Genomic DNA, 24,851 nt, shown 5'->3' on the forward strand with positions numbered 1-24,851 from the left:
GATCAGTACGCGATTCGCCAGATTTTCGACGTTTCTTAGAAATCTGGCGAATCCTTAGAAAAATCAACTTAGGATACCTGAATGACTGCTCTGAAGCCGCTGCCGCCCGTTAAGTCGCGGATCAACATTCGGGGCTTGGTGGAGATCGCTGACCGCGCGCAAGTGACTTTGACAAACCTTCGCGATGACCTGCTCGAGCCGTGGCCGAGAAAAATGGCGCCTGAAATTTCGAGCAGTCGGTTAGCCAAACTCTGCCAAATTGACCGCACCCAACTTAATTACCTCTGTACGCGGGGCGATAAAGGTACCTACCCGACCGGGACTCTAAGCGGCACGAAGCGTAGCCGGATGTTTACCGTCGCCGAAGCGCAAGACTTCGTACGGGCTAATGGCGCGTTCAAGGGAAAGCCTCCTGGGATGAAGGCTATTGCATGCGCTGTTGGAAATTTCAAAGGCGGCGTAGGCAAGACTACTCAAACAGTCGCTATTGCGCAAGGATTAACGTTGCGCGGCTATAGAGGCTTACTGATCGACCTCGATCCGCAAGCGAGCGCTACTACGCTTATGGGATACGTGCCGGACGCAGAAATTACGGAGGATATGACCGTAATGCCCGTAGTGTATGGCGATGAACTTAGCCTTGAATATGCTCCGATCGCAAGCTACTGGCCAGGCCTAGATCTCATCCCCTCGTGCCCTGCTCTATTCGGCGCCGATTATTTCCTGCCTAATAAACAGGCTGCGGACCCGAAATTCGAGTTCTGGAAAGTCCTTGACAACGCACTTGAGCCGCTGCGGCACAAGTATGACTTTATCATGATCGACACCCCGCCAACACTGTCTTACCTGGCCATCGGGTCGTTCATGGCAACTGATGGATTAATTGTTCCGCTCCCTCCAGAGACACTTGATTACGCATCTTCCACGCAGTTTTTCCGCCAATTCGCTGACTTGTTTGAACAATTGAACGATAGCAAGTCGATTGAAAAAGAGTTTGAGTTTATCAAGATTGTATTGTCTAAAGTCAAGCAGTCGGCCGCGACAACGCCTGTTGTTAAGGCTTGGATCAAACAGACCTATCATGAACTTCTTGCAACGGCAGAAATTATCGAAACTGATATTGTTATGAATGCATCGGCAGAGTTCAAAACCGTGTATGACCTGTCGAGCTACGAAGGCAGCGTGAAAACTTTCAATCGCGCCTTGGAATCCTTTGACGCTGTTGTGGACGAGGTCGAGAGCGATATTCAGAACGCTTGGCATCGGCGCTCAATGGAAAATGGAGATTGAAAATGGCAAGTAAGTTACAACAACGGCTTGCTGGAAAGACAGCTGCCATCCAGCGGGTCGCCTCTCCTAGTGAGGCCCATGAGGTTCTCGGCACCGCAAACAGTTCGCTGTCAACCGTGGATAGCGATGCTACATCTGGCTCACGACGCTCTATGTCTATGCCTGGTCAATTAGGCGCTTTTCGCTTGGAAGCGCAAAAGTACGAGCTTGTAATTGCAGATTTACAAGCAAAGCTAGCAGCAGCTAATCAAGGCTCCTATACGATTACACGTATTCCACTACCCCTAATCGACGACAGTCCGTACCAACCTCGACTCGAAATTGATCCAGAGGAAATTGACGAACTGGCAAAGACTATGGCAGCCGCCCATCAGGCAGATCCTATCAAGGTTCGTCGGGTGGGAGATCGCTTTGAACTCATTAGCGGTCATCGGCGAGTTCGAGCTGCACGGACATTGGGCTGGGAAGAAATTGATGCAATTATTGAGGTACGCAACGATATTGAAGCAGAAGTTGAGGCAATGCTTTTGGTTGTCGGTAATGTGCATCTTTCCGCCTATGAGTTGGCAAAAATGTATGACCGGGCTATCTCCAAAGGAATAGTTGCTAATCAGACCGCCTGTGCAGCTTTTTTTGCAGCAAAGCAACCTGTTGTTTCTGCTTGCCTGGGCATGCTTGACCTGCCTCCCGAAATTATTTCATTATTGGATTCAAAACCTCGGCTGATGGGATACGAGTGTGCAAAAGTCGTCAAAGCTCTTATCAAAGAACATCCTACGCACATTGATACGATTATTCGTGGCGTTGCCCGACTGGGCGAGGGAATGCAGCAAAACGCCCTTAAGGGTTGGGTACGTCAATCCATCAAACAGAGCGCAGAGCATAAGGAAGATGACCGGCGCACTATCACGAGCAATGGCCGCCCAGTGTTCACGACCAAACGCGACCCGCGCTCCGTGACCGTTTCATGCAAAATTCCAGGAATGGATATTGAGATCTTCGAGGAGCGCCTGCGTCTATGGCTTCAAGAGCAGGCGAAATCAGTTGATGAACTTATGACAGGCGCATAAATTGAAAATCCTTATAAATCAATCACTTAGTAATTATAAGATTCTTATAATTCCAGCCTCACCGGAGCTGAGCGTATGAAAACGTAAGCTCTAATGAAAAAACCCCAGCCTGCCAGCCGGGGTTTTTTACTTTTAGACCATTGAATCATGCTAAAGGGTACGGGTGATGCGTCAAGAACTCCATCTTAGTCCCCTTGGTGTGACTCGTCAAACACTTTTGCTTCCCTTTTAGGCAGCTTAGGAGAGATCGTGCACCCAAAAACCCTAGATGACATTGTCAGGCCCTACCTTCACCTTCCTACTACAGTCCAGTGCGCTCTGGTCAGGGTCGAAACCCATCCAGTGTTCAGAGCGTTGACGAGAGCAACCCTGGCGGTACTCAAAACACTTGTTACGCGATCCTCGGCGACTAACGGAACCGCGATCATTCGCGCGCGAGTAGACAAGATGGCCGATGAGGCTGGCGTCAGCTACAAAACGGTTCAGCGTGCCATGCGCACGTTCCGTGAATTCGAGTGGGTCCTTCCGGCGACGGAAGGCCGGTCGGAATACGGGGTGTTCGAGTCGAAGCGCTATGTCTTCACGCCGGGCTTGTGCGAGCTGATCGATTTGCCGACCAAGAGCAAACCGGCCCCAGCTTTAGCCCAGGAGACAGAAATGTCCGACGGTGCTATATACGTTGATCTTAGTTTAAAAAAAGATCTACAGGAGATCTCGATCAAAAATCGAGAAGGGCAACCCCCAACCTTACCACCGACCGTCACCAAAATTCCGGAAGAAACTGGTATCAGCGCAACAGGCGTTTGCAAGCTGCTGGGCGTCGCCCGGCGTGCCGACTACAAGCTCGAAGACGTGTACCTCCTCGCCAAGCCATACCTCGAAAAAATCGGCACCAATGCAGCCAGGTGCTATCGCTACTTGCATGCCATGCTGGTGAACCCGAAGAAGGTCGATTACGCAGGCAAGGCCGCCCAGGAGCGCCGCAATGGCGACACTGATCCTGCCAAGGCACTCGCAGCAATCGCCGCGCATTGCCGCTTCAAGCGCTACTACCACGTCAGCAATGGTATCCGCGTGCGCTTCTTCGATGGCACTGCCGAAGTTAGCCGTAATGGAAATTGCGAGCTGTATGCTGGGACGCAGATGCAGGGGCTATACAAGGGAATTGCGAATGGCAATTTGGTGGAGGTGATCGAATGATTCATGTCGCAGCCCAGACGTCACAGCCCAGCTCGCGACCATGATCTCCGATTAATTCCGGGACGAAGGATGGATCGTCATCGCAGCAACCGTTTCGGCATGGCGCTCGACATCGTCCTTGTGGAGATACCGCCCGGTGGTCTTGATCGAGGCGTGGCGGGCATTATGCTGAACGGTCTTGAGCGGCACGCCACCGTTGGCCTGGTGTGTCAGCGAGGAATGCCGCAGCCAGTGCGTCGACGCGCGCGCCAGGCGAACGGCGATCTCGGGCATGCCGGCGTCCAGGGCAAGGGCGTGCGCGCGGCTGATCACGGCCTTGAGGGCGGCGGCGACGGCGTAATGGCTGACACCGCGCTGGGGGCCGCGGCTCGCCAGCACGAGCGATATCGTCTCGCCTGGCGCCGGCAGCGCGGCCAGGCCGAACGCTTGCCGGTACTGGCGGAATTCGGCGAGCAAGGATGGGGGGACAGGGACTTTTCCGCGCCTACTACCCTTACCCAGGACATGCAGCCACCATGCCCCGCTGTCGTCGCGCCGGATACTGCGCATGTCCGCGCCGATCAGTTCATTCAGGCGCACGGCCGTGAGGTAGTAGGCCTGCACCAGGAAGCGCGCGCGGGCGCGCCGCAAGGCGGCGCCTGGCGTAGCGTCCTGCAGGACGTCGGCCGCTTCGAGCAGCAGAGAGATTGCGGTCGGGGGCAGGTGGCGCTCGATGGCTTCGCTGCCGACCGCGCGCATGCCGGTAAGCAGCTGGGCCGGGTTCGCCTGCAAATACTCGGCGGTGCAAGCCCAGCGGAACAGGCTCTTGATGACGGTCAGCGCCTGCAGCTGGGAGACGTCGGCGAGTGGGCCGCAAAAGGGTCGCCAGCGCGGGTCGGCGCGTGCGAAGCGCGTCGTGGCGATCCACTGGTCGGCCGGCTGCGGATCGGTGATGAACGCGGCGAAGGCCAGCAGGTCTTCGTAGCGCACGTCGGCAAGCTGCTTGCCGTGAACGCGTATCCAGAACAAAAACCGATCGGCCTCCTTGCGGCAGTTGCGTACGGTACGCGGCGACAGATTCGGCCGGCGTAGCCAAAGCGCAATCAGCTCTTCGTCATTGATGGCGCGGGTCAGGGACCCGGAGGGGAGGGGAGGTGCGCCGCCGGCGGCGAGCGGCCGATGGGGCGCTGGCACCGGTAAAACAGATTCAATGTTACCCCCCTGCGCGGGGTTGGGCAGGGGGATCGACATAGGTGCTTACTTTTTGGACGGCGGGGTTTTGGCGGGAGGCTCGCCAGGTTCGCGGTTCTCGCTGGTGCGCTTGGCGCCATCCTGAGCGGCGAGCGTATCGGCACGCATCTGGCCGCGCAGCTCGGCCGCTTCCTCGCTGGCGCGCTTGGACTCATTGCGGGCGGTGGTCACCAGCGCGCGCGCCTGCTCCAGCTCGCGTGCTGCGCTTTCCAACCGCGCCTGGCTGGCCTGTACAGCCATGTTGGCCGATGCCAGCTCGCGCGCCGCTTGCTGCGCCATCCGCTCCAGTTCAGCAATGTGGGCAACGGCTGCCAGCTCGCGCGCCGCGATCTCGCCGGCGCGACGCTCGCTTGCATCGAACTTGGCCACTGTGACGGCTGCCGCTTGCTCGGCCGCCACGCGGGCCGTGCGTTCGACGGCCAGTTCCTCGCGCGCCGCGCCGAGATCCGCTTCCAGCCGCGGCATCGCCTCAAGGCGCAACTGGGCCTTGGCCAGTTCGGTTCGCGCCGACTCGGCCGCCTTGCGCTCGCGATCCATTTCGACCTGGCCGGCCTGCCAGTCGAGTTCCAATTGACCGGCTTTGCCCTGCACGGTAGCCAGTTCTACCTGGAGCGCTGTCAGCGCGTCGACCTGGTTCTCGATCTCGGCAGCCTGGCGCTCATTCTCGGTGGCGAGATCGGCCGCTTCTTGCTGTTGTTCGGCCAGTTCCGTTTCCAGCGCCGCTTTCGCGCTGGACAGTTCCTGTGCCATAAATTCCAGGATGGCGCGCTGCACGCCCGCCGGCAAGGTCAATGCGCTGGCGATCTTTTTTTCCCGATCAGCGCGCCATTGCTGCAACAGCTTGCTGATGGTGCCCAGGCTCCCCATGTTTCCCAGTCGCTCGCGCACAGTGCGCAAGGCCGGGGTGCTTCCGACCGCAACCATTGCGTCCGCGATGGCGGCTACCTGGGCCAGTGTGATGCTCGCTTCTCTACCCATCGATTGTTCTCCATTGTAATGATACGATATGATACGAATGATATGATATGAATCAACGAAGAACAAGCGCCCCTTATACCTTTCTTGAGCAGCAAGTGTAGCGCGGTTTGCTCGAAATATGGGGTGGTTGACCAACCCGTGATTAGGGCCGTAATCACGCGTTCGTCAAAAAAATGTTCCGACTAGACAATATAGTGCAGCCATGAAGCGCGCTCCGCTCTACTTTTGAGCGGAGATCGCCGCCTGAAGAAGAACGTCAATCAATCCTCGCACAACCGCCTGACTTTCCTTTGGAAGGCGAAGAAAATCCCTCACCAACACCACTGACTGAGCATCCCGGGCTTTACAGTCCAGCACGGTTGGAGCACCTGCATAACGGTCACCTTCACCAAATCGGAGCCAGGCTGCGCTTACTCCAGTCCAGTCCGCAAGTATCTGGATACGACCTTGGGTAGGTATCGAATCTCCGCGAAGCCACTTACGTGCGCCGTGTGTGGTCACAGTTAGGCCATCAGAACGCAGGTTAAATCCTCGCGCAAATTGGGTGGCGGAAGTGTGGATCCCCGCAGCGAAAGCAGCACTATTTAATCGCCGGGCGAATAACATACCTTCAGAGACAGACCCCGGTGGGTTGCCGGCGTCAGCCCCGACGATTTGATTATTTTTACGCAAAAATATTTCTTTCATAATAATATTTATTAAGAGAAAAAATGCACATAGGATAGGGTGCGCACAACATCTTCATCGGGTATTAAAATTGCTTTTTTGCTTGTGGTTATTTTTTTATGTATTCTGCATATCAAATATTTATAGTCGGAAACCGAACTGCGCTAGAAACGTTCACAACAATGGTCGATCTCAGCAACCTGTCATACATCCACCTTCAACACGTACCCGTTCCGAGCGGCAGTTGGTTTTATGATACCTATAAAATCAGCTTTTACCTGCACTCTTCCTCCGCGCCCAGTACCGAGCAAGTCGAGCTCTGGTGCAGAGCGGCAGGGTTTTCCGCATGGGCCGTGCGCCGTATCTGACGATGTACCTTGCGTGCCGAGAACATGGGCCGGTCTCCCCAACAACGCGACAGAACCGTGGACGCTTACTATCATTTCCCACCAAAAGTTTGATATCGATCAAGACCTATCTTTTTCTTACGGCGATCATAAATTGATACCACCTGCCAGGACGCAGCGATGCAATCAGAACGCTTGGAAACCTATAAAAATTGGTCAATTTCAGTACACTGCGAGCCGCTTAAAATCGACGGGCGACCGACTCGCTACACTGCACTCGGTATTCTCACTTTGCTTTGCCAGTCCGGTTTGACTCTACGATTAATTAACCATCCCCCAGCAGTCGTGCACTTCGCCGGCAAGACTTTCCTCACTTCCGAAGAGGCAAACTCTGCCGTGATTGACGAAGCGCAACGGCAAATCGACTTGGCGCTAGCAACGTCCAGTTAGGATTCAAAAACGCATCGGCCACGCCGTGGTCGTGTCGCTGAGCGATGAGGGATTCTGTCGCGTTGTTAAACGAACGATGGAATTTTCCTGGAAGGGGACTGTGCCTCTCAAACGGCACGGATCATCCCTGCCAACGTAAAAAATTGGTCGGGGAGCGACATGGCATCGGCGCCCTGGCCCCGAAATCGACGCTTGCGAATCATATCCATCCACTCAATGCCGGCGAGCACCGAGGCAGCAGAGCGGAACGAGTTGAAGTTGAGTATGTCAATTCGTCATAGGTTTGGGCGCAGTTGCCTGATTGCTCGCCAACTTTCGCAATGCGGCAGAACCTTGGACAGTGCGTCGTACCCTGTATGGGCGTATCGTGTTGCCGCGCGCCCTGGGAGGCACGCTAAAGATCTGGATGCAACTCTTCGCGATGGAGGAAGAGGGAATTACGGTCAACGCGCCCAGATACTGTGTTTATACGCAGTAATATATGTGCTTGTTGACCAGAAGACCATTTGTATATTCATATTGTGGCTTCGACAACGCAATTAGGAAATACATAGGACTCAGAAATAATTATCCGCTAAGACCGCTTCCCCCCGCTTGTGCGCGCCAGGTTCGCGCAAGCAGCGTTATGTCCAGTTAACGGCGCGGCCATCCATATCTCAGCTTGCAATCTTCTATAATTTGCGGATAATTCAATGATTGGATGTTCCGCGAAACCTGGGAGAAATGCATGACCACCGACACCATCGACCACACCACCCTCATCAAGCTGGCCGAGGCCGGCGTTGTGCGCAGCGCCCACGCGGTCGGCCAGGCCGGCGGCTGGGGCATTCTGGTCAAATACGGCATGACCGAGCGTGCCCTGGCAGCCCAGCGCAGCCAGCAGGTCCGGATCTTCCGCAAGCTGGAAACGCTCGTGGAATACCTGAAAGGCGTCGGCATCGCACGTTTCGACGTCGATGCCGTGAACTACGACCCGCGCAGCATCACCGCCACCAGGCGCCCGGACCGCGCCGCCGCGATGAAAGATGCGCACGCTGCGGCCGCCTATACGAAGTGGCTTAAGGCCGAGGTCCAGGAAGCGCTCGACGACACCAGCCCAACTACCCCGCACGACGAAGCGATGCGCCAGGTGCGCGCAGCAATCAAACTGGCGTAAGGAGAGCGCGTGCACCTCATCCACTGGAAAAAACAAGCGATCAATGACCTCATCAAAATCGGCCTTCATATCGCCAGGGACAGCCCCGCCAGTGCGGAGAAAATGATTGACCTCATCGAGGGCAAGGTGACGCCCCTCGCTGCGCATCCGAACCTCGGCCGCGCCGGCCGCAAGCGCGGCACCCACGAGCTGGTGGCCCATGAAAGCTATATCGTGATCTACCGCGTGCTGGCCAAGAAGGTCGAGATCCTGCGCGTAAAACACACGGCGCAGCAGTGGCCACCGGCATCCGCTTAGCGGAATATTTTGACCGTTTTTCCGTTTTCCCTATTCTCCCTCAGGAGTAAAAATCCATTCAATTTCAACTCTGAAAAGCAACAAATATTGCATTTTTATATTGTATTACTGCCAACTATGGTAAAATAAGGCTTCTGCTGAAGCCACCGCCAATAGAACAAATGGCCGGTTAAAGCCCTTCCCCCGTTAACTTGTGATATTGGAATAAAGCATGAGTAGAGCTTTGACCGTCTTACGTGATCTCGTTGGAGACCGTCAGCACAATCGCCTATTGCGCTTGTCATTTCCAAACCAGGACGCCCCTTCTGGTCAGTTGCTCGTCAACAAGCTGGAGGCATTCGAGGGCTTGTCAAAGCCCTTTGAGTTCCGCGTCGAGCTGCTTTCCGACAACCCCGACATCCCACTGAAAGATATGCAGGGGAAGATGCTTTGTGTACAGATGGTTCGGCGGGATGGCACGCTGCGCTACTTCACCGGGATCGTCTTCAGCTTCGCCCTCAAAACGGCCGATGGCGGAGTGTCGTATTACGAAGCCCTACTTGGTCCTTGGTACAAGTACCTGACGATGCGGAAGGATAATTACCTCTTCCACTACACGACAATGTACCAGCAGACCGCGAGCATCTTCGGCGACTATGGCAGTCTGGCCGAGTGGGAATGGCGTGTGGCCGGCGCGACCGAGGTGCTTACGGACTGCTGCCAGTTTGACGAGAGTGACCGCAATTTTCTTGAGCGGCGCTGGGTGAGCAATGGAATCGTGTATTGGTTCGAGCACTCGGAAAACGGCCACAAGCTTGTGCTATCGGATGACACCACCAGCGTCGAGGCAATCGATGGCAGCCCTGACATCCGTTTCCAGCGTCATGGCGGCGAGGCAGAAGAGGACGGCTTGGGCGAGTGGTCACCTTCGCGGCAAATCATGCAGGGCGCGGTAGCGCTCGCATCTTTTGACTTCAAATCACCTACTCCTGTTCACACTTCGCTGCCGACAGTGAGTCAGCAGGGCAACGTACCGAGCATCGAATCGTACGAATACACCGGGGCATACGGCTTCACGGGTGGCGGGCGCTCCCTGGCACAGTTGCGGATGGAAGAATTCGAGGCCGCTGGCAAGCAGTTTGAAGGTTCCGGGAATAACCGCAGCGTCCTTCCGGGGCGGTGGTTCAGACTCGCCGACCACTTTGACGCCAGCGCGACCGGTAACGACGCCCAAGCGCGTGAGTTTTTGATTCTTGAAGTAGTTCACAATGCCTCGAACAACTATCACGTCAAAAACACTGCCGAATCCCACTACCAAAATCGACTGCGCGCGATCCGCAAGATCATTCCTTATCGTTCCGGGCGCGACCATAACAGCGTGGAGACGAAAATCCACGGCATCCAGACCGCGACCGTGGTCGGGCCGGCTGGAGAAGAGATTCACACCGATGAGTTTGGGCGCGTGCGCGTGCAGTTCCATTGGGACCGGGCCGGCACCAACGACGAAAAGAGTTCGGCGTGGCTTCGGGTGGCCACCCCGTGGGCCGGCGCTAACTTTGGTATGACCGCGATTCCGCGAATCAACGGAGAAGTTCTTGTGCAATTCATAGACGGGAATCCAAACCGTCCGATCATCACCGGCATGGTGCCGAATGCGGACACGATGCCGCCGTGGACACTGCCGGCCAACAAGACGCAAAGTGGCATCCTCTCGCGTTCTACGCCGGGCGGTAGCTACGACAACGCCAATGCGCTGCGCTTTGAGGACAAAAAAGGTAGTGAGCAGCTCTGGCTGCATGCGGAAAAAGATCAACTGACCGAAGTTGAGCACGACGAGGACAAGTGGGTCGGCAACGACCGGCGAAAAACGATCGACAGGGACGAGACCACGCTCGTCAAGCGGGACAGGACCGAGACGGTCAATCGTGACGAGACAATTACGGTGCATCATGATCGCACCGAAACTGTCGACAACAACGAGACTATCACGATCCATAACAATCGCGTCGAGCGCGTGGATCACAATGAGAAAATCAGCATCGGCGACAACCGCTCTGAGGACGTGGGCAAAAACGAAACCATCGATATCGGTGGCAACCGCACCAAGTCGGTCGTGAAGAACGAGAAGGACACTATCGGAAAAAACTGGTCGATCAACGTGACCAAGTTCAAGACCGAGACCATCGGCATGGCCTACATGCAGAACGTGGGCATGGGGCGCATGGAAAACGTTGGACTTGGTTACAACCTGAATGTTGGCATGATCATGGCGACTATTGTGGGAGTGAATCAGACTACCCAGGTCGGTAAAAGCATTTCGATTGGTGCGGGGACGAAGATCGATGTCACTGCCGGTGAGGAGTTGTCGATCACTGTCGGCAAGGCAAGTCTAGTGATGAAAGCAGATGGTAGCATCGTAATAAACGGTAGCAAGATCAACGTGACGGCGACCGGCGACGTCACGATCAAAGGCAAGAAAATATACAATAACTAGAAGCACTTTTATGATTAGTCAGTATGAACCGGAGACGGAGTCAGGAAACGCGATTCCCTTGGTTGTACGTCGCTATGCCGAAGAAATAGCGACCCGTTGGTGGCGGCGTCACTCCGCATATATCGAAAACCCGCGCACTCGCCTTGAAGAGGTGATCGATTTCGACGAGTCGATTGATGCTTTTCTCGATGGCTTGGAGCAGTCGGGGCTATCTGGCCGCAAGTTTGTGGAGCAAACCGTTTTGGGGGACGCGCCGGATGTGTCAGCGGATATTTTCGTAGCATTGGCCCTCGCCGCCCGCAGTGGCGAAGAGTCAATCCTCGACCGTGCACTTGAGCATACCCAAGCTTTGCCAGGCATGCCGCACGCGCTGGAAGGATTGTTTTCGTGGAGCCGCGAACCGCTCGTCAGCGCGACCCTGCTTTCCTGTCTGGGCCACTCCGATCCACGCATTCAGGATGCTGCATTCTCCCAGTGCCATACGCACGGAAAGAGTGGTGCCTCGCACCTCGCGAACCTCGTCAACGGGCCAGCAACGCCGTTGCTGGCGCGAGCGTTAAGAACGGCAGGAGAATGCGGCAGAGTTGACCTGCTTCCCGCGATTAGGGACTGGGCAAGCCAAGATCAGGACACGAACGGCGCTGTTCGCTACTGGGCATCGTGGTCTACGGTCTTGCTCGGTGGCGCTAACCCGAGCTCGATTGCTACATTAAGATCCGTTGCCGAGAGCGGGGCCACCAACAACGGCACGGCGCTGCAGCTGTTATGCGTGGCGTTGCCACAGGACGAATTGATCGATTATCTACAGTCAATTTCATCGTCGATCAAACCCTCTTTGTTGGTGCAGGCAACCGGCTGGAGCGGACACTGTGGCTACGCGCCGTACCTGATCGAAAAGATGCGGATTCCTGCATTGGCTAGTTACGCAGGGGAAGCCTTTCGTTTAATTACAGGGCTTGACTTCGAAATGGCACAGGCGGTCATCGATCCACCGCCCTTTTTCGACGATGGCGAGCTGACCTTGACCCAGCAGATGTACCCCTATCCTGATGCAGATCAAGCGGCGAACTGGTGGGCTGCTTGCCAGGACGATTTCAGCAAAGAGCATCGCCTGCTCCTGGGTGAAAAAATTAACGCTCAACGGCTAGATGACATTCTGCTTGGCGGTGAGCAGGCACAGCGTGAATTAGCGCTTATTCACCGTACGCTGTCACGGCCAGGGGACATGCTCGTACCCCTCCATGCCCACAGTTCCATACAATGGCTGCGTTTGCAACAACTTAAGGGAAAGACAATATGACTGCCACGAAATCAACCCGCGTAAAGAATATCGTCGCCCCTGACATTCCGTCGACATCAACCAAACACCCATGCATTGCCAGCGCGGCGCCCACAGTCGCTGGCCTGGTGATTGGTACTCTCACCGGCCTCACGGAGGAACTGGCTTGCATGGTTGACTTCGGTGGCAACCCGTGCCGTGAGCCTCTCATGGCGCGCGCTTTAGTCCCACTGACGATAGCTGATATCGGAACGAGCGTGGCGATCTTATTTGAGGGTAGCGACCTCACCAAGCCGGTCATCATGGGACGCCTGTTTGGAAGTGCACTACAAGCCGATGTGACCGCATCCGAGAACGTTTCGATACTGTCCAGTGGCGCGCTTCAGGTAATCACCAATGATAACGAGGTGACATTGATGGCTAGCCGGAAACTGACGTTAAAGTGTGGTCGCGCCAGTATCACACTGGATGTTGATGGCAATGTGGAAATTCGCGGTGACAATTTGCTTTCACGCGCTGCCGGCCAGAATCGGATTAAAGGCAGTTCAGTCTCGCTGAACTGACAAACGTCCAATGCATATCATCAATCGCACGGCGTATGTGGCCGACTATACGACCGCCACGGATAAGAGTGGGCGCAAGCATTTGGTAGTCATCATTAAAGGGACCTACGTCCTGCCACTGCGTGATGAAAAAGCACAGTTAATGGAGACCCAGTTGCCCTTGTGGGTGGCCGACAGCGCGACTGGCGAGCTAGGCTGGTCCGCTCCTGAGTACGAGTGTGATTACGTGCTGAACAAGCCGCAGTGCGATGTTCTTCTGTTGGGAACGGCCTACGCGCCGCAGGGAATCCCGACAGATCGCGTTGCTGTTGGATTCAAAGTAGGGAAATTGAATAAAGCATTTTACGTCACTGGAAAACGCACCTGGGTCGGTGGCCTATTCGGCGTCAGTCCCGGTGATCCCGCGCCGTTTACCAGCCAGGCAATATCTTATGACGTGGCATTCGGCGGTTATAAATACAGTCCGGTTCACACCGATAACCCTGCCGTTTTTTTACAAAACCCGGTTGGCATAGGCTTTCAAAAAAACCCGGAACGGGGCTCATTCGATGGTATGCCGATGCCGCAGACAGAGGCAGCAGGCGCACCGATCAGATCCCCCAGACGACACTACACACCGATGAGTTTTGGGCCGGTGGGACGCAGTTGGCCGCAGCGTGCGCAGTACGCGGGCACTTACGACGCTGCATGGGAGGAAGATACCTTTCCTTTCCTTCCCGCTGATTTCGACGAGCGATATTTTCAGGCCGCGCCAGAAGATCAGCAATTGCCAGTTTTGACTGCGGGTGAACGAGTTACCTTGTTCAATCTGACTCACCCAGCCTTGACGCCATCTGGCCGTCTGGACTTCACCTTGCCCAACCTGATGGTGAGGGTGCGATTTCACCCCAAGCAAGGTGACGTCACAAGCGCGACCGCGCGGGCCGATACATTGCTCATCGAACCTGACCAGCAGCGCTTTAGTGTGACTTGGCGCATCTCCTTACGGCTACGACGATCATCCGAAGAGATTGACCTTGTAGAAATCATCGCACCCCTCATCGAAACCAGCCAGCACACAGCCAGTCATAGCGCGGCGCACGGACTATGAAAACTCTACAAATCGCGATCAGCTGCGCTGGCTTAGTGACTAGTGTTGGGTTGGATACAAATTCCACGTGTGCGGCATTGCGTTGCAGACTGAATAATTTTGTTGAGCTTGACGACATCGATTATGACGCCGAGCCACTGGTCGGCGCGCCAGTGCTAATGGCGGACTTCGACCAATCCGGCATTGCTAAGCTGGCCGCAATGGCCGCTTCGGCCATTGCCCAAACCTTGGGGGCGCAGCCGGGACGCAATCTCATCGACATTCCGCTGCTGCTCTGCGTTGCCGAACCGGGCCGCGCGGGGCGCTTGGTCGACCTCGACAGCGCACTGTTCGGCGCCTTGGCGAACCATTTTTCTCACGGATTTCATGCCGAATCGGCGATTATCGCCGCAGGCAAAAGCGCGGTGGCACTTGCGCTGACACGCGCTAGCAGGATGCTGTCAGGCAGCCCATACCCCGCAGTAATGATCGTCGCCGCCGACACCTTTCTCAATTACGGCACCGTCGCTGCCAATCTGGCAAGCGACAGGATGATGGCGACGGAGGTGCGTGCCGGCTTCATCCCTGGGGAGGCCGCCGGCGCTCTGCTGGTGACGCGTTCGGACATCCAAGCCGATGTTGAGTTAGTGGTTTTCGCACTTGCCAGTACGACAGAGGAGGCCACGTTCGCCGCCGATCTTCCCCTGCGCGCCAACGGCCTCGCTGCAGCCATCAAATCCGCAGCGAAGAAAGCGGATGCGCACCCTGACGATCTTGCTATCTGCTTATCCGATGTTAGCGGGGAAGACTACTACTTTGAAGAACTTGCATTGGCTCAGGCACGAGCCCGAATTGAAGCGCTACTGTGGTTGCCCGCCGAATCGGTGGGTGAAACCGGCAGCGTGATTGGATGCATCCAAATCGCTTGGCTGCTTGACGCCAAACGCCAATTTTATCTGCCGGGCAATACTGCATTGTTACTCACTAGCGACGACGATGGCCGAAGGACTGCATCCATCTTGGCGTTCCAATACAGCAAGGCTTATACAGCGGCATCGCTCGCTCAAGACCCCATAAACGATCTTATTAATGAAGGAGTGGCCAATGTCACATGAAGTCTACGCGAATGGGCACGAAGTAGTGGCAAAGGCGGGCGATAGCATCACCGCCGCCAACTTTCCTGATGTCTGCTTTAGCCCGCCTTACCCAGCAAAGGTAGGCGTTCCAATTCCCTACCCTAACAGTGCCCAAGCGAAAGACACGAGCAATGGGTCACGGACTGTTTTTATCGGCGGCAAGGAAGTCATGCAAAGAAATAAATCCTTTTTAAGGGTAAGTACCGGAAACGAGCCAGCAACTCAGCAGTTCAAAAAAGGGGCGATTACAGGGGTGATCAAAGGAAAATGCTACTTCCGGTCCTGGTCCATGAATGTATTCATCGAAGGCTATAACGTTTGTCGCGACAACGATTTAACGACGAACAATCACGGATAGTATATGCCTATTCCTCTTATCGTTCTGGGAGTAATTGAAATTGGCGCGATGGTTGCAGCACGAGCGGCACTGCGGCAAGTGTTGAAAGAGGCAGCGAAAAAAGCCGCTACAGAAGCCGCTAAAAAACTTGCTGCAGAGGCCGCTAAGAAAGCTGCGGCGGAGGTTGCCAAGAAAGCTGCAGCGGAGGTTGCCAAGAAAGCTGCGGCTGAGGGTGCCAAGAAAGCTGCGGTGGAGGCTGCTAAGAAAGCTGCGGCTGAGGCAGCAAAGAAAGCAGCAAAGAAAGCAGCGCCGAAAGCAGGCACAAAGGCAGCCCCAAAGGGTACGTCGAAGGCCAACACACGTCCGCAATCGCATAAAGGTAAGAAGAAAAAACCTGGGCCGTGCGACCATTTGCGGCTAGGGAGCGGTAAGGGTGACTATCGCGGCGGATCGCATAATAAAACAAGTAGGCCGCTTAACGATGGTAAAGATTCGCATCACGCGCCGGCGAAGGATTCAAGTCCGCTTAAACCAGCGGATGGCCCTGCGATTCAAATGGATCCAGCGGATCATCATCTAACATCAAGCAACGGCAAAAGGGCCGGCTCCATAAAATACCGAGCTATCATTCGCGATCTGATCGCGAAAGGAAAATGGGATGATGCGATGGATATGGAAATTTGCGATATTGGCAAAGTATGTGGAAAAATAGGTCAACCTGGAAAATACGACGAAGCCGTCAAAGAAATGCGAGAATATTACGAGTGCCTGAAAAAGCATAAACTTTTAAAGTGAGAATTAATCATGACTGAGAATGATATATTTGATTTGACGTCCTATTCAGGGGTTAATAACGCCAGATTTGGGATGACTCCAAAAGAAATCGAGGCTATTTTTGGATTGCCCGATATTGTCGATATGGATTACTTCCAACAACGGGAGGAATTTAGATTATTTATGAATGTTGCATATTCTGCCGAGCCAGAAAGGGCAATCCATTTTGGATTTGGACGGCAAATGAAAGGCACGAAATATAACGAAATTTCTCTTTTTACTGAAGATCCAAATATTGTATTGCGAAAGCTGATCGCAGCCGATGGGAACCCCCAACTGCTCCTCGGCTTTGTCATTTTTCTTAACCTCGGGCTGACGCTAACGGGTTTTCATGACAACGATGAGTCCCAAAAAGCTGTGACCTTATTTGAACGGGGTTTCCACGATGAAAGCCTCCAAGAAATGAAGCCCTTTCGCTTACGAAAAAAATAGGGGCAAGATGCAGTATGCGCGATATTACATTTTTGAATTATTGCCATACTCAGATGCAGGCAACGCTAAATCTGGATTGACGCCTGGGGAAATTGAGTTTCCAAAAATCGTCTCCGTTCTATCAGCGTGCGAAGGCATGGTTGACGATGGCGAAAATTTGTGCAGTTCATCAACTATGCCAAAATATTCCAAATTCTTTTGACACGGCGGATGGCCAGCGGGTATTGTTGTAACAAATTATTGCAATCAACTCACCTGGACGGACCCGTATGAACTTATCACAGCTGTCTATTGCCGATTTAACAGCACTGCGCGATCAGATTGGCGTCGAAATAAAAACTCGCGAACACGATGCGATCGAGAAAGCGCGCGCAGAAATCACCGCTATCGCGGCCAGCGTAGGCATTCCTATCGGTGAATTGATGGGCAAATCTGGCAAGATGCCAGTGAAAAATAAGGCACCGGTAAAATACCGTAACCCTGCAGACCCGAGCAAGGAATGGACGGGCCGCGGTCGTTCCCCGGAGTGGGTAAAAGATTTGGAGGTGGCCGGCAAGCTCGATAGCGCCAGGGTGTAACGCCATGTCCGATGGAAGGACCGTTCGCATGTTCCAGCCCGACTTGTGGGAACGGATGCATTAAATAAAGAGGCCCCGACTTTCAAACCGGGGCTTTTTTATTGGCCGCTATGCGGCCCTTGTTTCCGCAAGCTCGCGTCGCACGGTTTGTTTCAGGGCGGCCGGCGCGGTCTTCTGCGTCCGGTTCAGCGCATCCTGTCTCATCGCCTGTACACGCTTGATGACGCCCGGCATGCTGACCTTGATCGGCGTGGCCGGGTTCTTGGCATTCCAGTCGTCGCGCCACGCGCGCGCCTCGTCCACCTTCGCCATGTCGCCGTTGGCCAGGCCCTGCGCCCAGTGCTCAGCGATTTCTATTGAGCGCATGCGGTTCTGGCCGACCATGTTCAGGGCCTGGCCCTTGGCATCCTGGATGTCGGCGGTGCTGTTCGGCTGGAAGCCGACCATCTTCATCACCGCTTCGGCGGCGCTGGTGTCGTTCACATTGTAGCCGCGCGCGTCCCGGTAGGTGCCGGTGGCCAGCATGTCGGCCCCCTTGGCGACATTGCGCAAGGCCGCCGGCATGACGTCGAGCACTGCCCCGGCCACGTCGCCTCCCAGTAGCTTGCCGGTGCCGGTGAACGCGCGCTTTGCGACATCGCCTGCAGGTCCGGCCAGCTCGCCCAGATCGCGCGCGTACGAATCCTTCTTCGTCAGCAATCCCGTGCCCGGAATCAGGTTGCCCATGCCAAAGCGGCCGGCGACGTCGACCGGCATGCCCGGCATGCTCGATACGCCCTTGAGGACGAAGTCCGCGCCGCCTTGGCCCAGGGTATCGGTCAAGAACGCCTGCTTCGAGCGCTTGCTCGAAAAGTTATAGCCAAGGCGCTGCAGGATGCCATCGATCGCGTCCTCCAGGTCCTGCTCGAACGGCAGGCCGTCGGCGCCACCCATCAGCAGCAGCACGGCCAGCATGTACAGCGCCGCGCGGCGCCCGGCTGCACGCTCCGTCGAGCCAGGCGCTCCGGCGAAGGCCATGCGCGACAGCAGCTCAAGGTAGCCGATTGAATACTGCTTGAACGTCATCAGCAGCGAACCGACGGCACCGCGCGCCCATTTCGGTTTGTTGCCAGAATTGTAAATGCCCTGCGTTTGCGCTACCGCCTCCTGTGCGAACTGGGCAGGGTCTCCCATCCCCTCTTCCATCGCCGTGCGGTAGGCCGCGATGAAGGTAATACGCCGGTTGGCCAGCTCAGCCATGGCAAACAGCTTACCCCAGCCCAGCGTCACCTTCGCCATGGCATTGTTCAAGTGGGCTCGCGTGTTGCCGGCAGTGGTGCCGTCGCCGGCACGCAGCGCACCCTTGCCCGACGCCTGCGCCTGCAGGTAATGTACCTCCTGCGGCGCGACGATCCCTTCCTCTGCCGCCCACTGCATCGCGGCGTCGAGCTGGGCATCTCCAGTCGCATCCTTGCCGGCATCCTTCACGGCGGCTGCCAGGCGCACGCCTGCCTTCGTCAGGCCCCCGAACTGGCTCAGGTAGGGCAAGGTCATCGTGAACGGCTGGGTAAGGTTGACCATGGCCGATGCCACCGATCCGCCCAGGAACTGCGCGAACATCAGACCGCCCAGCGGCACGCCGGCTTCCGGGTTACGGATGTACTCGCGCAGCTGCATGGCCGCATCGGTCAGTTCGCCCTGCTGCTTCGGGATCTCGGTAACGGCTTCGTCAATTTCGCCCAGGTGCGCGTTGCCGGCGGTGAGCCGCGCGTTGCTGTAAATGAAGCCGGCCAGCACCCGGCCGGCGTCCTCCGAAAAGCCCGCGATGCCCTTGCGCTGGATCATGCGCTTCATCGAGCTGCGGTTGTTCTTCGCCAGTTTCAGGTAGGTCTGGTAGACCTCGGTGCTGGCCGCGCTCGCCTGGCTGTCGAGCCCCACGATCGAGCCGAACAGCTCGATCGTCTCCGGAGAGACTCCGGCGAACAGTTTATAGGCGTCGGCCGACACTGTCCCGTGCGATACCTGCGCGCCAGGATGCTCGGCGCGCATGTCGCGCGCCATCTTCGACGCCTCGTACTGCGTCTCGAACATGCCGAAGTAGACTTGATCCTCGCCCTCCTGCACGTACACGGTGTGCTTGCCGAAGCGCGACAGCGGCGCGTAGCCGCGGTCCATCAGGTCCTTGCCCTTGTCGGACAGGTTCATGATCTGCCTGGCCGTGTCGAGGTGCATGTCCATTTTTTCCGGGTCCAGCTTTGCCAGGGCAATAAAATGGTCGCGCAGCAGCGCGGCCGCTGCAGGCAGATCCGGCGCTGCCACGGCCTGCTCCAGCATGCCCTTGGCGTCTTTGCCACCCATCTTGACCATTTCGCTGATCGTCAGGTTCGTCAGGCTCTTGTCGAGCGCCGCGCGGAACTGGCGGTACAGCGCGACCTGGTCGGCCGACAGGCCGAACATCGACCGCAGCTCGGCATCGGACCAGACCACGCCAGCGCGCAGCTGGGTATCCTTGAAGCGGCTGTTGATGATCGAGTCGTAGAGGTCGAGCGGGTTGTGCTGCCAGGCGCGATTCTGCTGGTCGTCAATGATGCCCTTTTTCAGCAAGATGCGCGCCTTGTCGGCGGTCGACATCGCCTCGGCCTGCTCCTCCAGGTCCTCGATCTTGACCGGCTTGCCGTGCGCGTCGCGTGCCCAGGTCAGCGTGCCCTCGAAGATTGGCGCCCCGATCGCCTTGGTATCGGCGGCCGTCAGCGCCTTTTTGCGGTTTTTGCCCACGATATCGGCAATGTTCTCCAGCTTCGGCAGCAGGGTCGGCGCCAGGTCGGCCGCCACCACGGCGTAGCGCGAGACGTCGCCCAGGAAGCGCTGCACGGCGCCGTAGACCGCGGCGAATGCCGGCTGGCGTTTCGCCAGGTTGTCCATGGTCCCGATCGACTTGTGCCACCAGCTCAGTTTCCCCGTGCTGTTGAACAGGTCGCCAATGAGATAGTTCGCCGGCAGGCGCACTTCGGCGATGCTGTTGGCGGCGCTGGCCAGTGCGCTGCCAAGGCCGACACGGCTGAACGCTGGCGAGCTGCCGGGCGCCACGGCACCGCTCGATGCCGGCTTGCCCTTGCGCAGCGCCGCGCGGCCGGTGCCCGCCCACGGGTCCGCCGGTGGGAAGTTCGTCGCCGTCTTGCGGAAAATCTGCTGAATCAGTGCGCGCGCCTCTTCGTTCTTCATGCCGCGCCAGTAAGCGGCCGCCTCGGGCATGCCTAGCCATTCCGCCAGGTTCGCCAGCCAGCGCTGTACGGTGCGTTCCACCTTGGCGCGCACGTCGGTCCGGGTGAAGGCGCCGGCATTCGGTTCGGCCAGCACCGCAAGCGCTTCGTCAATTCCGCGCGCGGTGGCGTATTTTTGCCCGCCTTGCTTCAAGGCCAGCTGGCCCTGTCCGGTTTTTACCCAGCGGTCAGCCTCGGCCCGGAATGCCCCATCGCGCTGGTAAATCATGTTCATGCGGGTGATATACTCGTCGCCTGGCAGAAACCTCTGGAGTCCGTAGTGCAGCATTTCGTGGAAAAGGGTCCGCTGGACCTCCCGGAGGGTGGGCAGGGCGTCCCGGAACAGGTAGATGACGCCTTCGTACACCGCCCCGGACACGTGCTCATCACTTGCGACACCCGGGAGGACGCCGAAAGCGCTGTCGCGGATGCGGATCATGGGCTGGTGCTCAAATTTGCCAATGCGGTTTTCAACTTCTTTGGCTATCGCCTCATCCGTAAGCCATTTCGCGCGCGGCAGCGCGACTGAGGATTCGCCCATCGCGCGGCTGACCACGGGCGCCGGTGCCGCGGCGTCGCGCGTCGCGTTGTTTTCCGCCCAGGTCGCGACCATGATCGCGCGCACGGCGTCGACGTCGCGCACCAGCGTGGTCACATCGAAGCGCGAGCCGCGCAGGCTCTTAATGAGTTTGGCCGCCACTTCCATGAATTTGTAGGCGACCCTGCGGAACAGCGCGCGGTCGGCCTTGGCCAGGTTGGACCAGAACACCGGGTCCATCCACATGCCGCCATTGATATCGGCAATCACCTCGGCTTCCGCCTGATCCTCGGTGACATCCTGGAAGCCGTTTGCCGCGAATTCGCGCGCCTGGCGGTCTTCCACCACCCCTTCTTTCAAGTAGGCGCGAATCTGCGTGCGCAGCTTGGCGCCCAGCTCCGGATTCGACTGTTCAAGTGCATGCAGCGTTTCGTGGCCGGCGATCGCCAGTTCGGCGTTGCGCATACCTTCGGTCAGGTAGGCCGCGCCCTTATAGGCCACGCCCTCGAACTCTGCGTTCTTGCTCACGAAATTGACCTCGATGCCCAGCGCATTGCCAATCTGGCGCGCCAGGGCGAACTGGGCGTTGGGAGCGGTGCGCAGCGCGCGCACCGGTGCCATATCGGCCTTGGCCAGTTCGCGGTTGAGCTGTTCCGTCGCCTTCATGGCGCGCAGGAAATCGACGCCGCTCAGTTCGAGCGGCGCGGCGGTGCCGGCATCGGCGCCGGCGGGAAGAGTTGGCAGGGAAGAAACGCCATCGTCACGGAAGTATTCCGCGTCACGGCTGTACAGCAGGCGAGCGAGCTGGGGACTTACACGTTGTAGGAGCCGCTCTGAAACGTGATCCAGAACGTCTCGCCCTCCGTCTCGTCCAGCCTCTTGTAGAACTGACTGGGTAAGAACCGCTCTCTTAAGATCAGACACCCCAACCGGAGGCGTATACGCTCCTCCACTGGATGGAAAGAATAGGTCATAAGCACTGCGTACCGATTTTGCAGCAGCGCTAAAATCCTCGTCCGTGAAAGGTACTGCATCCACTCGCCCGAGGTCCCGTGCCCCTTCATCAGCGCGGCCAGTTCCGCGTCCGGAAGTGCTTCCACCGTAGGCTGGTCCCAGCCCTTGCTCATCAGACCATTCTCCGAGACCGGATTGGTCAGCTCGTAGTGCCCCGGCAGATGCCCGAACGGGTGCGCGCTCGAAGCGGGCGCGGGCGAAGTTGTAGGTGACATCGGCGATCTCAGGGAAAAGGTGCAGGATGTTAGTGTAGGACGAAACCAGCATTTCCTGCAAGTTGTGGGCATCGTCGCCGACCTGCCAGTCGATCGGGCGTACGTCGGCGCCGGCGGCTGTCCCCGTCGCCTCGACCTGGCGCGCGTGCGGCGCCAGGTGCTTGGTGGTGCCGTGGCGCAGCGCGGAGGAAATCATGTGCTCCGTGCGGCGGTACAGCGCCTTGTCGGACAGCCCGGCCGGGTCGCCGATGAAGACATGGCCGGTGTTGTGGGCGAGCGTGGCCACTGCCTGATAAACGCCCGAGCCGGTGCGGCCTTCCTTCCAGTTGGAGATATCGAGCCAGATTTCCTTGTTGCGGTTGTTGCGGTAGACGCTGGCCTGTTCGCCGCTCGGCGACGTGATATGCCAGGCGCGGTCGACGGGCGCGGCTACATCTTCGAGCTCACCCTCGCCAACGAACTCGTCAACCGAAAGCGTGGGCGCCATGTCGGCCAGGATGCCGGCGAGGGTTTTGGCATTGCTGTCGGGCATGCGGAAAGCGGCGTCGTCCGTCGCGATCTGCGAAAATATGTTCACCAGCGGCGCATCCGTGTCGATGCGGGCCCGGCTGAACATCAGCTTGTCGGGCGCCTGGCGCCTGAACGAGCCGTCCGGGCGCTGCAGGGGATTGGTGCGCTCCACGACATTGCGCGCGGCGCTCGGTCCACCGTTTGACAGTTCCCGAATGACAACTTCAAGCCGGGCGTTCTTTGCGTCCAGCTCGTCCTGTTGGGCGAACGGGCCGCCCTGGCGCGCGCGCAGCTCCGGCAGCGCGGCCACGGCAGCGTCGTAGCGGCGCTGGTAGTTGGCGATGGCGTATTCCAACCCGGCTGGCGCCAGGGCCTTTTCCAGGTCTTCCACGGCCGTGCGCATGGCCGACGTCGTGTACTCGGCGTTGTCACGCAATTTCGTGTCGCCGGTGGCCAGCGTCGAGCCGTCGGCGCGCAGCACCGCCAGCGACGTCCAGAAGCCTTCGCGGGTGCTTTCCATCGTCGCTTGCAGCTGCAGGCCCAGGTACCGCCCGATATCGATGGTCTTCGCTTCGCCGGCGGCCAGGCCGGCGGACGCGTCGGACGCCAGCTCGGCGATCGCACGCGCGGCATCGGTACGCGCGATCAACTTCTTGCCGTCGACCTGCATCAGGAATGTCTGCTGGTCCCCGATGGCCGAACCCACGGCCCCCATGGCGCCTTCGAGCGAGGACAAGCGGCGCCCACCGACCTTGATCGACACTTTTTTCTTGTCGTCGCCGCCCTGCTGGGCTTTGACGGCCGCCATGACGGCGCCGCGCGCCAGCGACCCATCGCTGAAATGCTCGCCTTCGACATTGACGCTGCGCGCAGCCGCGTCCTGTTCCACATCAGCGATACCGGCTTGGATGGATGCCAGGTCCACCTCGGCGGCCAGCTTGCGGCCCGGATTTCTCGTGATCGTCGCTTCGGCGTCCTCGATCTGGCCGGTAATGCCCCACTCTTTGCGGGCATGCTGCCGCTTGAGCAGTTCGAGTTTGTCGATCTCGGACATCAGTTTGACGCGCTCCAGCAACATCGGATCGCCCGATGCCAGCGCCGCCAGCTCGGCCATGCTGACCGAGTCCTCGTCCTCGAAGTCCATCGAGAAAGCGCCGTCATATTTACGGATCGCATTGATGGTTTTCAGCTTGGACGCGTTGAGCGACCACATTTTCGCGTCGATGGTGCGCTCGGTCGCGTATGCCAGGATCTCGATCTCGAAGCGGTCGATGCCGTATTTTTTCAGCAGTTCGTTGCCCTGGCGGATGCCGCGGCCTTCGCGTTGCTCAATGTCGGACGGTTTCCATGTCACATCGGCGTGGTGGATCGCCACCAGGCGTTTTTGCACGTTGGTGCCGGCGCCCATGCGTGGGGTCGAGCCGATCAGCACCCGGATGGTGCCATCGTTGACCGCATCGAAAATGGCCTGCTTCTGCGCGTCGGTGCTCGCTTCCTGGATGAAGCGGATCTCGGCTGCAGGAACGCCGCGGGCGACCAGGTTGTCCTTGGTCTGCTGGTAGGCATTCCAGCCGCCCGACTGGGCGTTACGCAGTTCTTCCATGTCGTTCGCGTCGAAGCGCTCAAGCTGCTCGCCACGCAGGCGCTGGCCAGCCTCGTCGCCTTCGTCGTACGCCCGGCGCAGCGCGGCCACCAGCATGTCGTACTCTTTCAGCACCGCATCGTCTCCCTTGCTCTTTGGCACGGAGCGGTCCAGGAAAATCAGCTGCGTCCCGCGGTCGGTGTTCCATTTTGAATAGATGCGTTTGACCTCGTCGGCGATACGGTCGAGCTTGCCGCCTACTTCCTTGCTCTTGGAATACGGGTCGGCCGCGCGCACGTCCAGCGACACTTTGCGGGCGCGGTCCAGGAGGCGCAGGCGCGACTTGTTGCGCTCGTACGGGTCCTTGA

The 24,851-nt window shown here is 57.7% G+C and carries 18 protein-coding genes; 14 read left to right on the forward strand and 4 right to left on the reverse strand.

The window, feature by feature from the left end; genetic code table 11:
* Window positions 1-81: 81 nt before the first annotated feature.
* From RBA40_RS30320 to RBA40_RS30330, 3 genes are all read left to right on the forward strand, one after another.
* Window positions 82-1,290 carry a ParA family protein gene (locus tag RBA40_RS30320; RefSeq protein ID WP_167093072.1) on the forward strand — a complete coding sequence of 403 codons (1,209 nt, stop codon included), beginning with the start codon at window positions 82-84 and terminating at the stop codon, window positions 1,288-1,290.
* A 2-nt stretch (window positions 1,291-1,292) separates the two neighbouring features.
* Window positions 1,293-2,360 (forward strand): ParB/RepB/Spo0J family partition protein, encoded by a 1,068-nt coding sequence (locus tag RBA40_RS30325; RefSeq protein WP_167093070.1) that lies wholly within the window; start codon window positions 1,293-1,295, stop codon window positions 2,358-2,360.
* 447 nt (window positions 2,361-2,807) lie between these two features.
* On the forward strand, window positions 2,808-3,560 hold the full coding sequence (locus tag RBA40_RS30330; RefSeq protein WP_306627771.1) for a hypothetical protein: 753 nt from the start codon (window positions 2,808-2,810) through the stop codon (window positions 3,558-3,560).
* Window positions 3,561-3,611: 51 nt separating this feature from the next.
* On the opposite strand, the gene RBA40_RS30335 is transcribed toward RBA40_RS30330, so the two are convergent.
* From RBA40_RS30335 to RBA40_RS30345, 3 genes are all read right to left on the reverse strand, one after another.
* Window positions 3,612-4,568, reverse strand: a complete 957-nt coding sequence (locus RBA40_RS30335) for a tyrosine-type recombinase/integrase (RefSeq protein WP_306652352.1) — start codon at window positions 4,566-4,568, stop codon at window positions 3,612-3,614.
* A gap of 228 nt (window positions 4,569-4,796) precedes the next feature.
* Entirely contained in the window at window positions 4,797-5,768 is a 972-nt protein-coding gene (locus RBA40_RS30340) for a DNA-binding protein (protein WP_306652354.1), read from the reverse strand.
* 219 nt (window positions 5,769-5,987) lie between these two features.
* A complete protein-coding gene (locus RBA40_RS30345) occupies window positions 5,988-6,455 on the reverse strand; it encodes a hypothetical protein (protein WP_306652355.1) in 468 nt (155 codons plus the stop codon).
* Window positions 6,456-7,958: 1,503 nt separating this feature from the next.
* Between RBA40_RS30345 and RBA40_RS30350 the strand changes: the two genes are divergently transcribed.
* The 11 genes from RBA40_RS30350 to RBA40_RS30400 all read left to right on the forward strand — a co-directional run bounded on the left by RBA40_RS30350 (window position 7,959) and on the right by RBA40_RS30400 (window position 17,385).
* Window positions 7,959-8,387: an antitoxin PaaA2 family protein gene (locus tag RBA40_RS30350; RefSeq protein WP_054264820.1), complete on the forward strand. Its 429-nt coding sequence runs from the start codon at window positions 7,959-7,961 to the stop codon at window positions 8,385-8,387.
* A gap of 9 nt (window positions 8,388-8,396) precedes the next feature.
* On the forward strand, window positions 8,397-8,684 hold the full coding sequence (locus RBA40_RS30355) for a type II toxin-antitoxin system RelE/ParE family toxin (RefSeq protein ID WP_166898595.1): 288 nt from the start codon (window positions 8,397-8,399) through the stop codon (window positions 8,682-8,684).
* Between the two features lie 211 nt (window positions 8,685-8,895).
* The gene (locus tag RBA40_RS30360; RefSeq protein WP_306652357.1) at window positions 8,896-11,157 is read left to right on the forward strand and encodes a type VI secretion system Vgr family protein; all 2,262 of its coding nucleotides are present in this window, start codon (window positions 8,896-8,898) and stop codon (window positions 11,155-11,157) included.
* A 10-nt stretch (window positions 11,158-11,167) separates the two neighbouring features.
* Window positions 11,168-12,457: a hypothetical protein gene (locus tag RBA40_RS30365; protein ID WP_306652359.1), complete on the forward strand. Its 1,290-nt coding sequence runs from the start codon at window positions 11,168-11,170 to the stop codon at window positions 12,455-12,457.
* A complete protein-coding gene (locus RBA40_RS30370) occupies window positions 12,454-12,999 on the forward strand; it encodes a DUF6484 domain-containing protein (RefSeq protein ID WP_054264758.1) in 546 nt (181 codons plus the stop codon). The genes RBA40_RS30365 and RBA40_RS30370 overlap by 4 nt, the downstream gene beginning before the upstream one ends.
* Window positions 13,000-13,009: 10 nt before the next feature.
* Window positions 13,010-14,089: a DUF2169 family type VI secretion system accessory protein gene (locus RBA40_RS30375; protein WP_306652360.1), complete on the forward strand. Its 1,080-nt coding sequence runs from the start codon at window positions 13,010-13,012 to the stop codon at window positions 14,087-14,089.
* Window positions 14,086-15,183, forward strand: a complete 1,098-nt coding sequence (locus RBA40_RS30380) for a hypothetical protein (protein WP_306652362.1) — start codon at window positions 14,086-14,088, stop codon at window positions 15,181-15,183. The genes RBA40_RS30375 and RBA40_RS30380 overlap by 4 nt, the downstream gene beginning before the upstream one ends.
* Window positions 15,173-15,562 (forward strand): DUF4150 domain-containing protein, encoded by a 390-nt coding sequence (locus RBA40_RS30385; RefSeq protein WP_167093050.1) that lies wholly within the window; start codon window positions 15,173-15,175, stop codon window positions 15,560-15,562. The genes RBA40_RS30380 and RBA40_RS30385 overlap by 11 nt, the downstream gene beginning before the upstream one ends.
* Before the next feature lie 3 nt (window positions 15,563-15,565).
* Window positions 15,566-16,336 (forward strand): hypothetical protein, encoded by a 771-nt coding sequence (locus RBA40_RS30390; protein WP_306652363.1) that lies wholly within the window; start codon window positions 15,566-15,568, stop codon window positions 16,334-16,336.
* A 9-nt stretch (window positions 16,337-16,345) separates the two neighbouring features.
* Window positions 16,346-16,807 (forward strand): hypothetical protein, encoded by a 462-nt coding sequence (locus RBA40_RS30395; protein ID WP_306652365.1) that lies wholly within the window; start codon window positions 16,346-16,348, stop codon window positions 16,805-16,807.
* A 269-nt stretch (window positions 16,808-17,076) separates the two neighbouring features.
* On the forward strand, window positions 17,077-17,385 hold the full coding sequence (locus tag RBA40_RS30400; protein WP_306652366.1) for an H-NS histone family protein: 309 nt from the start codon (window positions 17,077-17,079) through the stop codon (window positions 17,383-17,385).
* Between the two features lie 108 nt (window positions 17,386-17,493).
* On the opposite strand, the gene RBA40_RS30405 is transcribed toward RBA40_RS30400, so the two are convergent.
* Window positions 17,494-24,792, reverse strand: coding sequence for a PLxRFG domain-containing protein (locus RBA40_RS30405; protein WP_306652367.1), 7,299 nt, complete (start codon window positions 24,790-24,792; stop codon window positions 17,494-17,496).
* Window positions 24,793-24,851: the final 59 nt, after the last annotated feature.

The organism is Massilia pseudoviolaceinigra (assembly GCF_030846505.1).
Lineage (GTDB): Bacteria > Pseudomonadota > Gammaproteobacteria > Burkholderiales > Burkholderiaceae_D > Telluria_A > Telluria_A violaceinigra.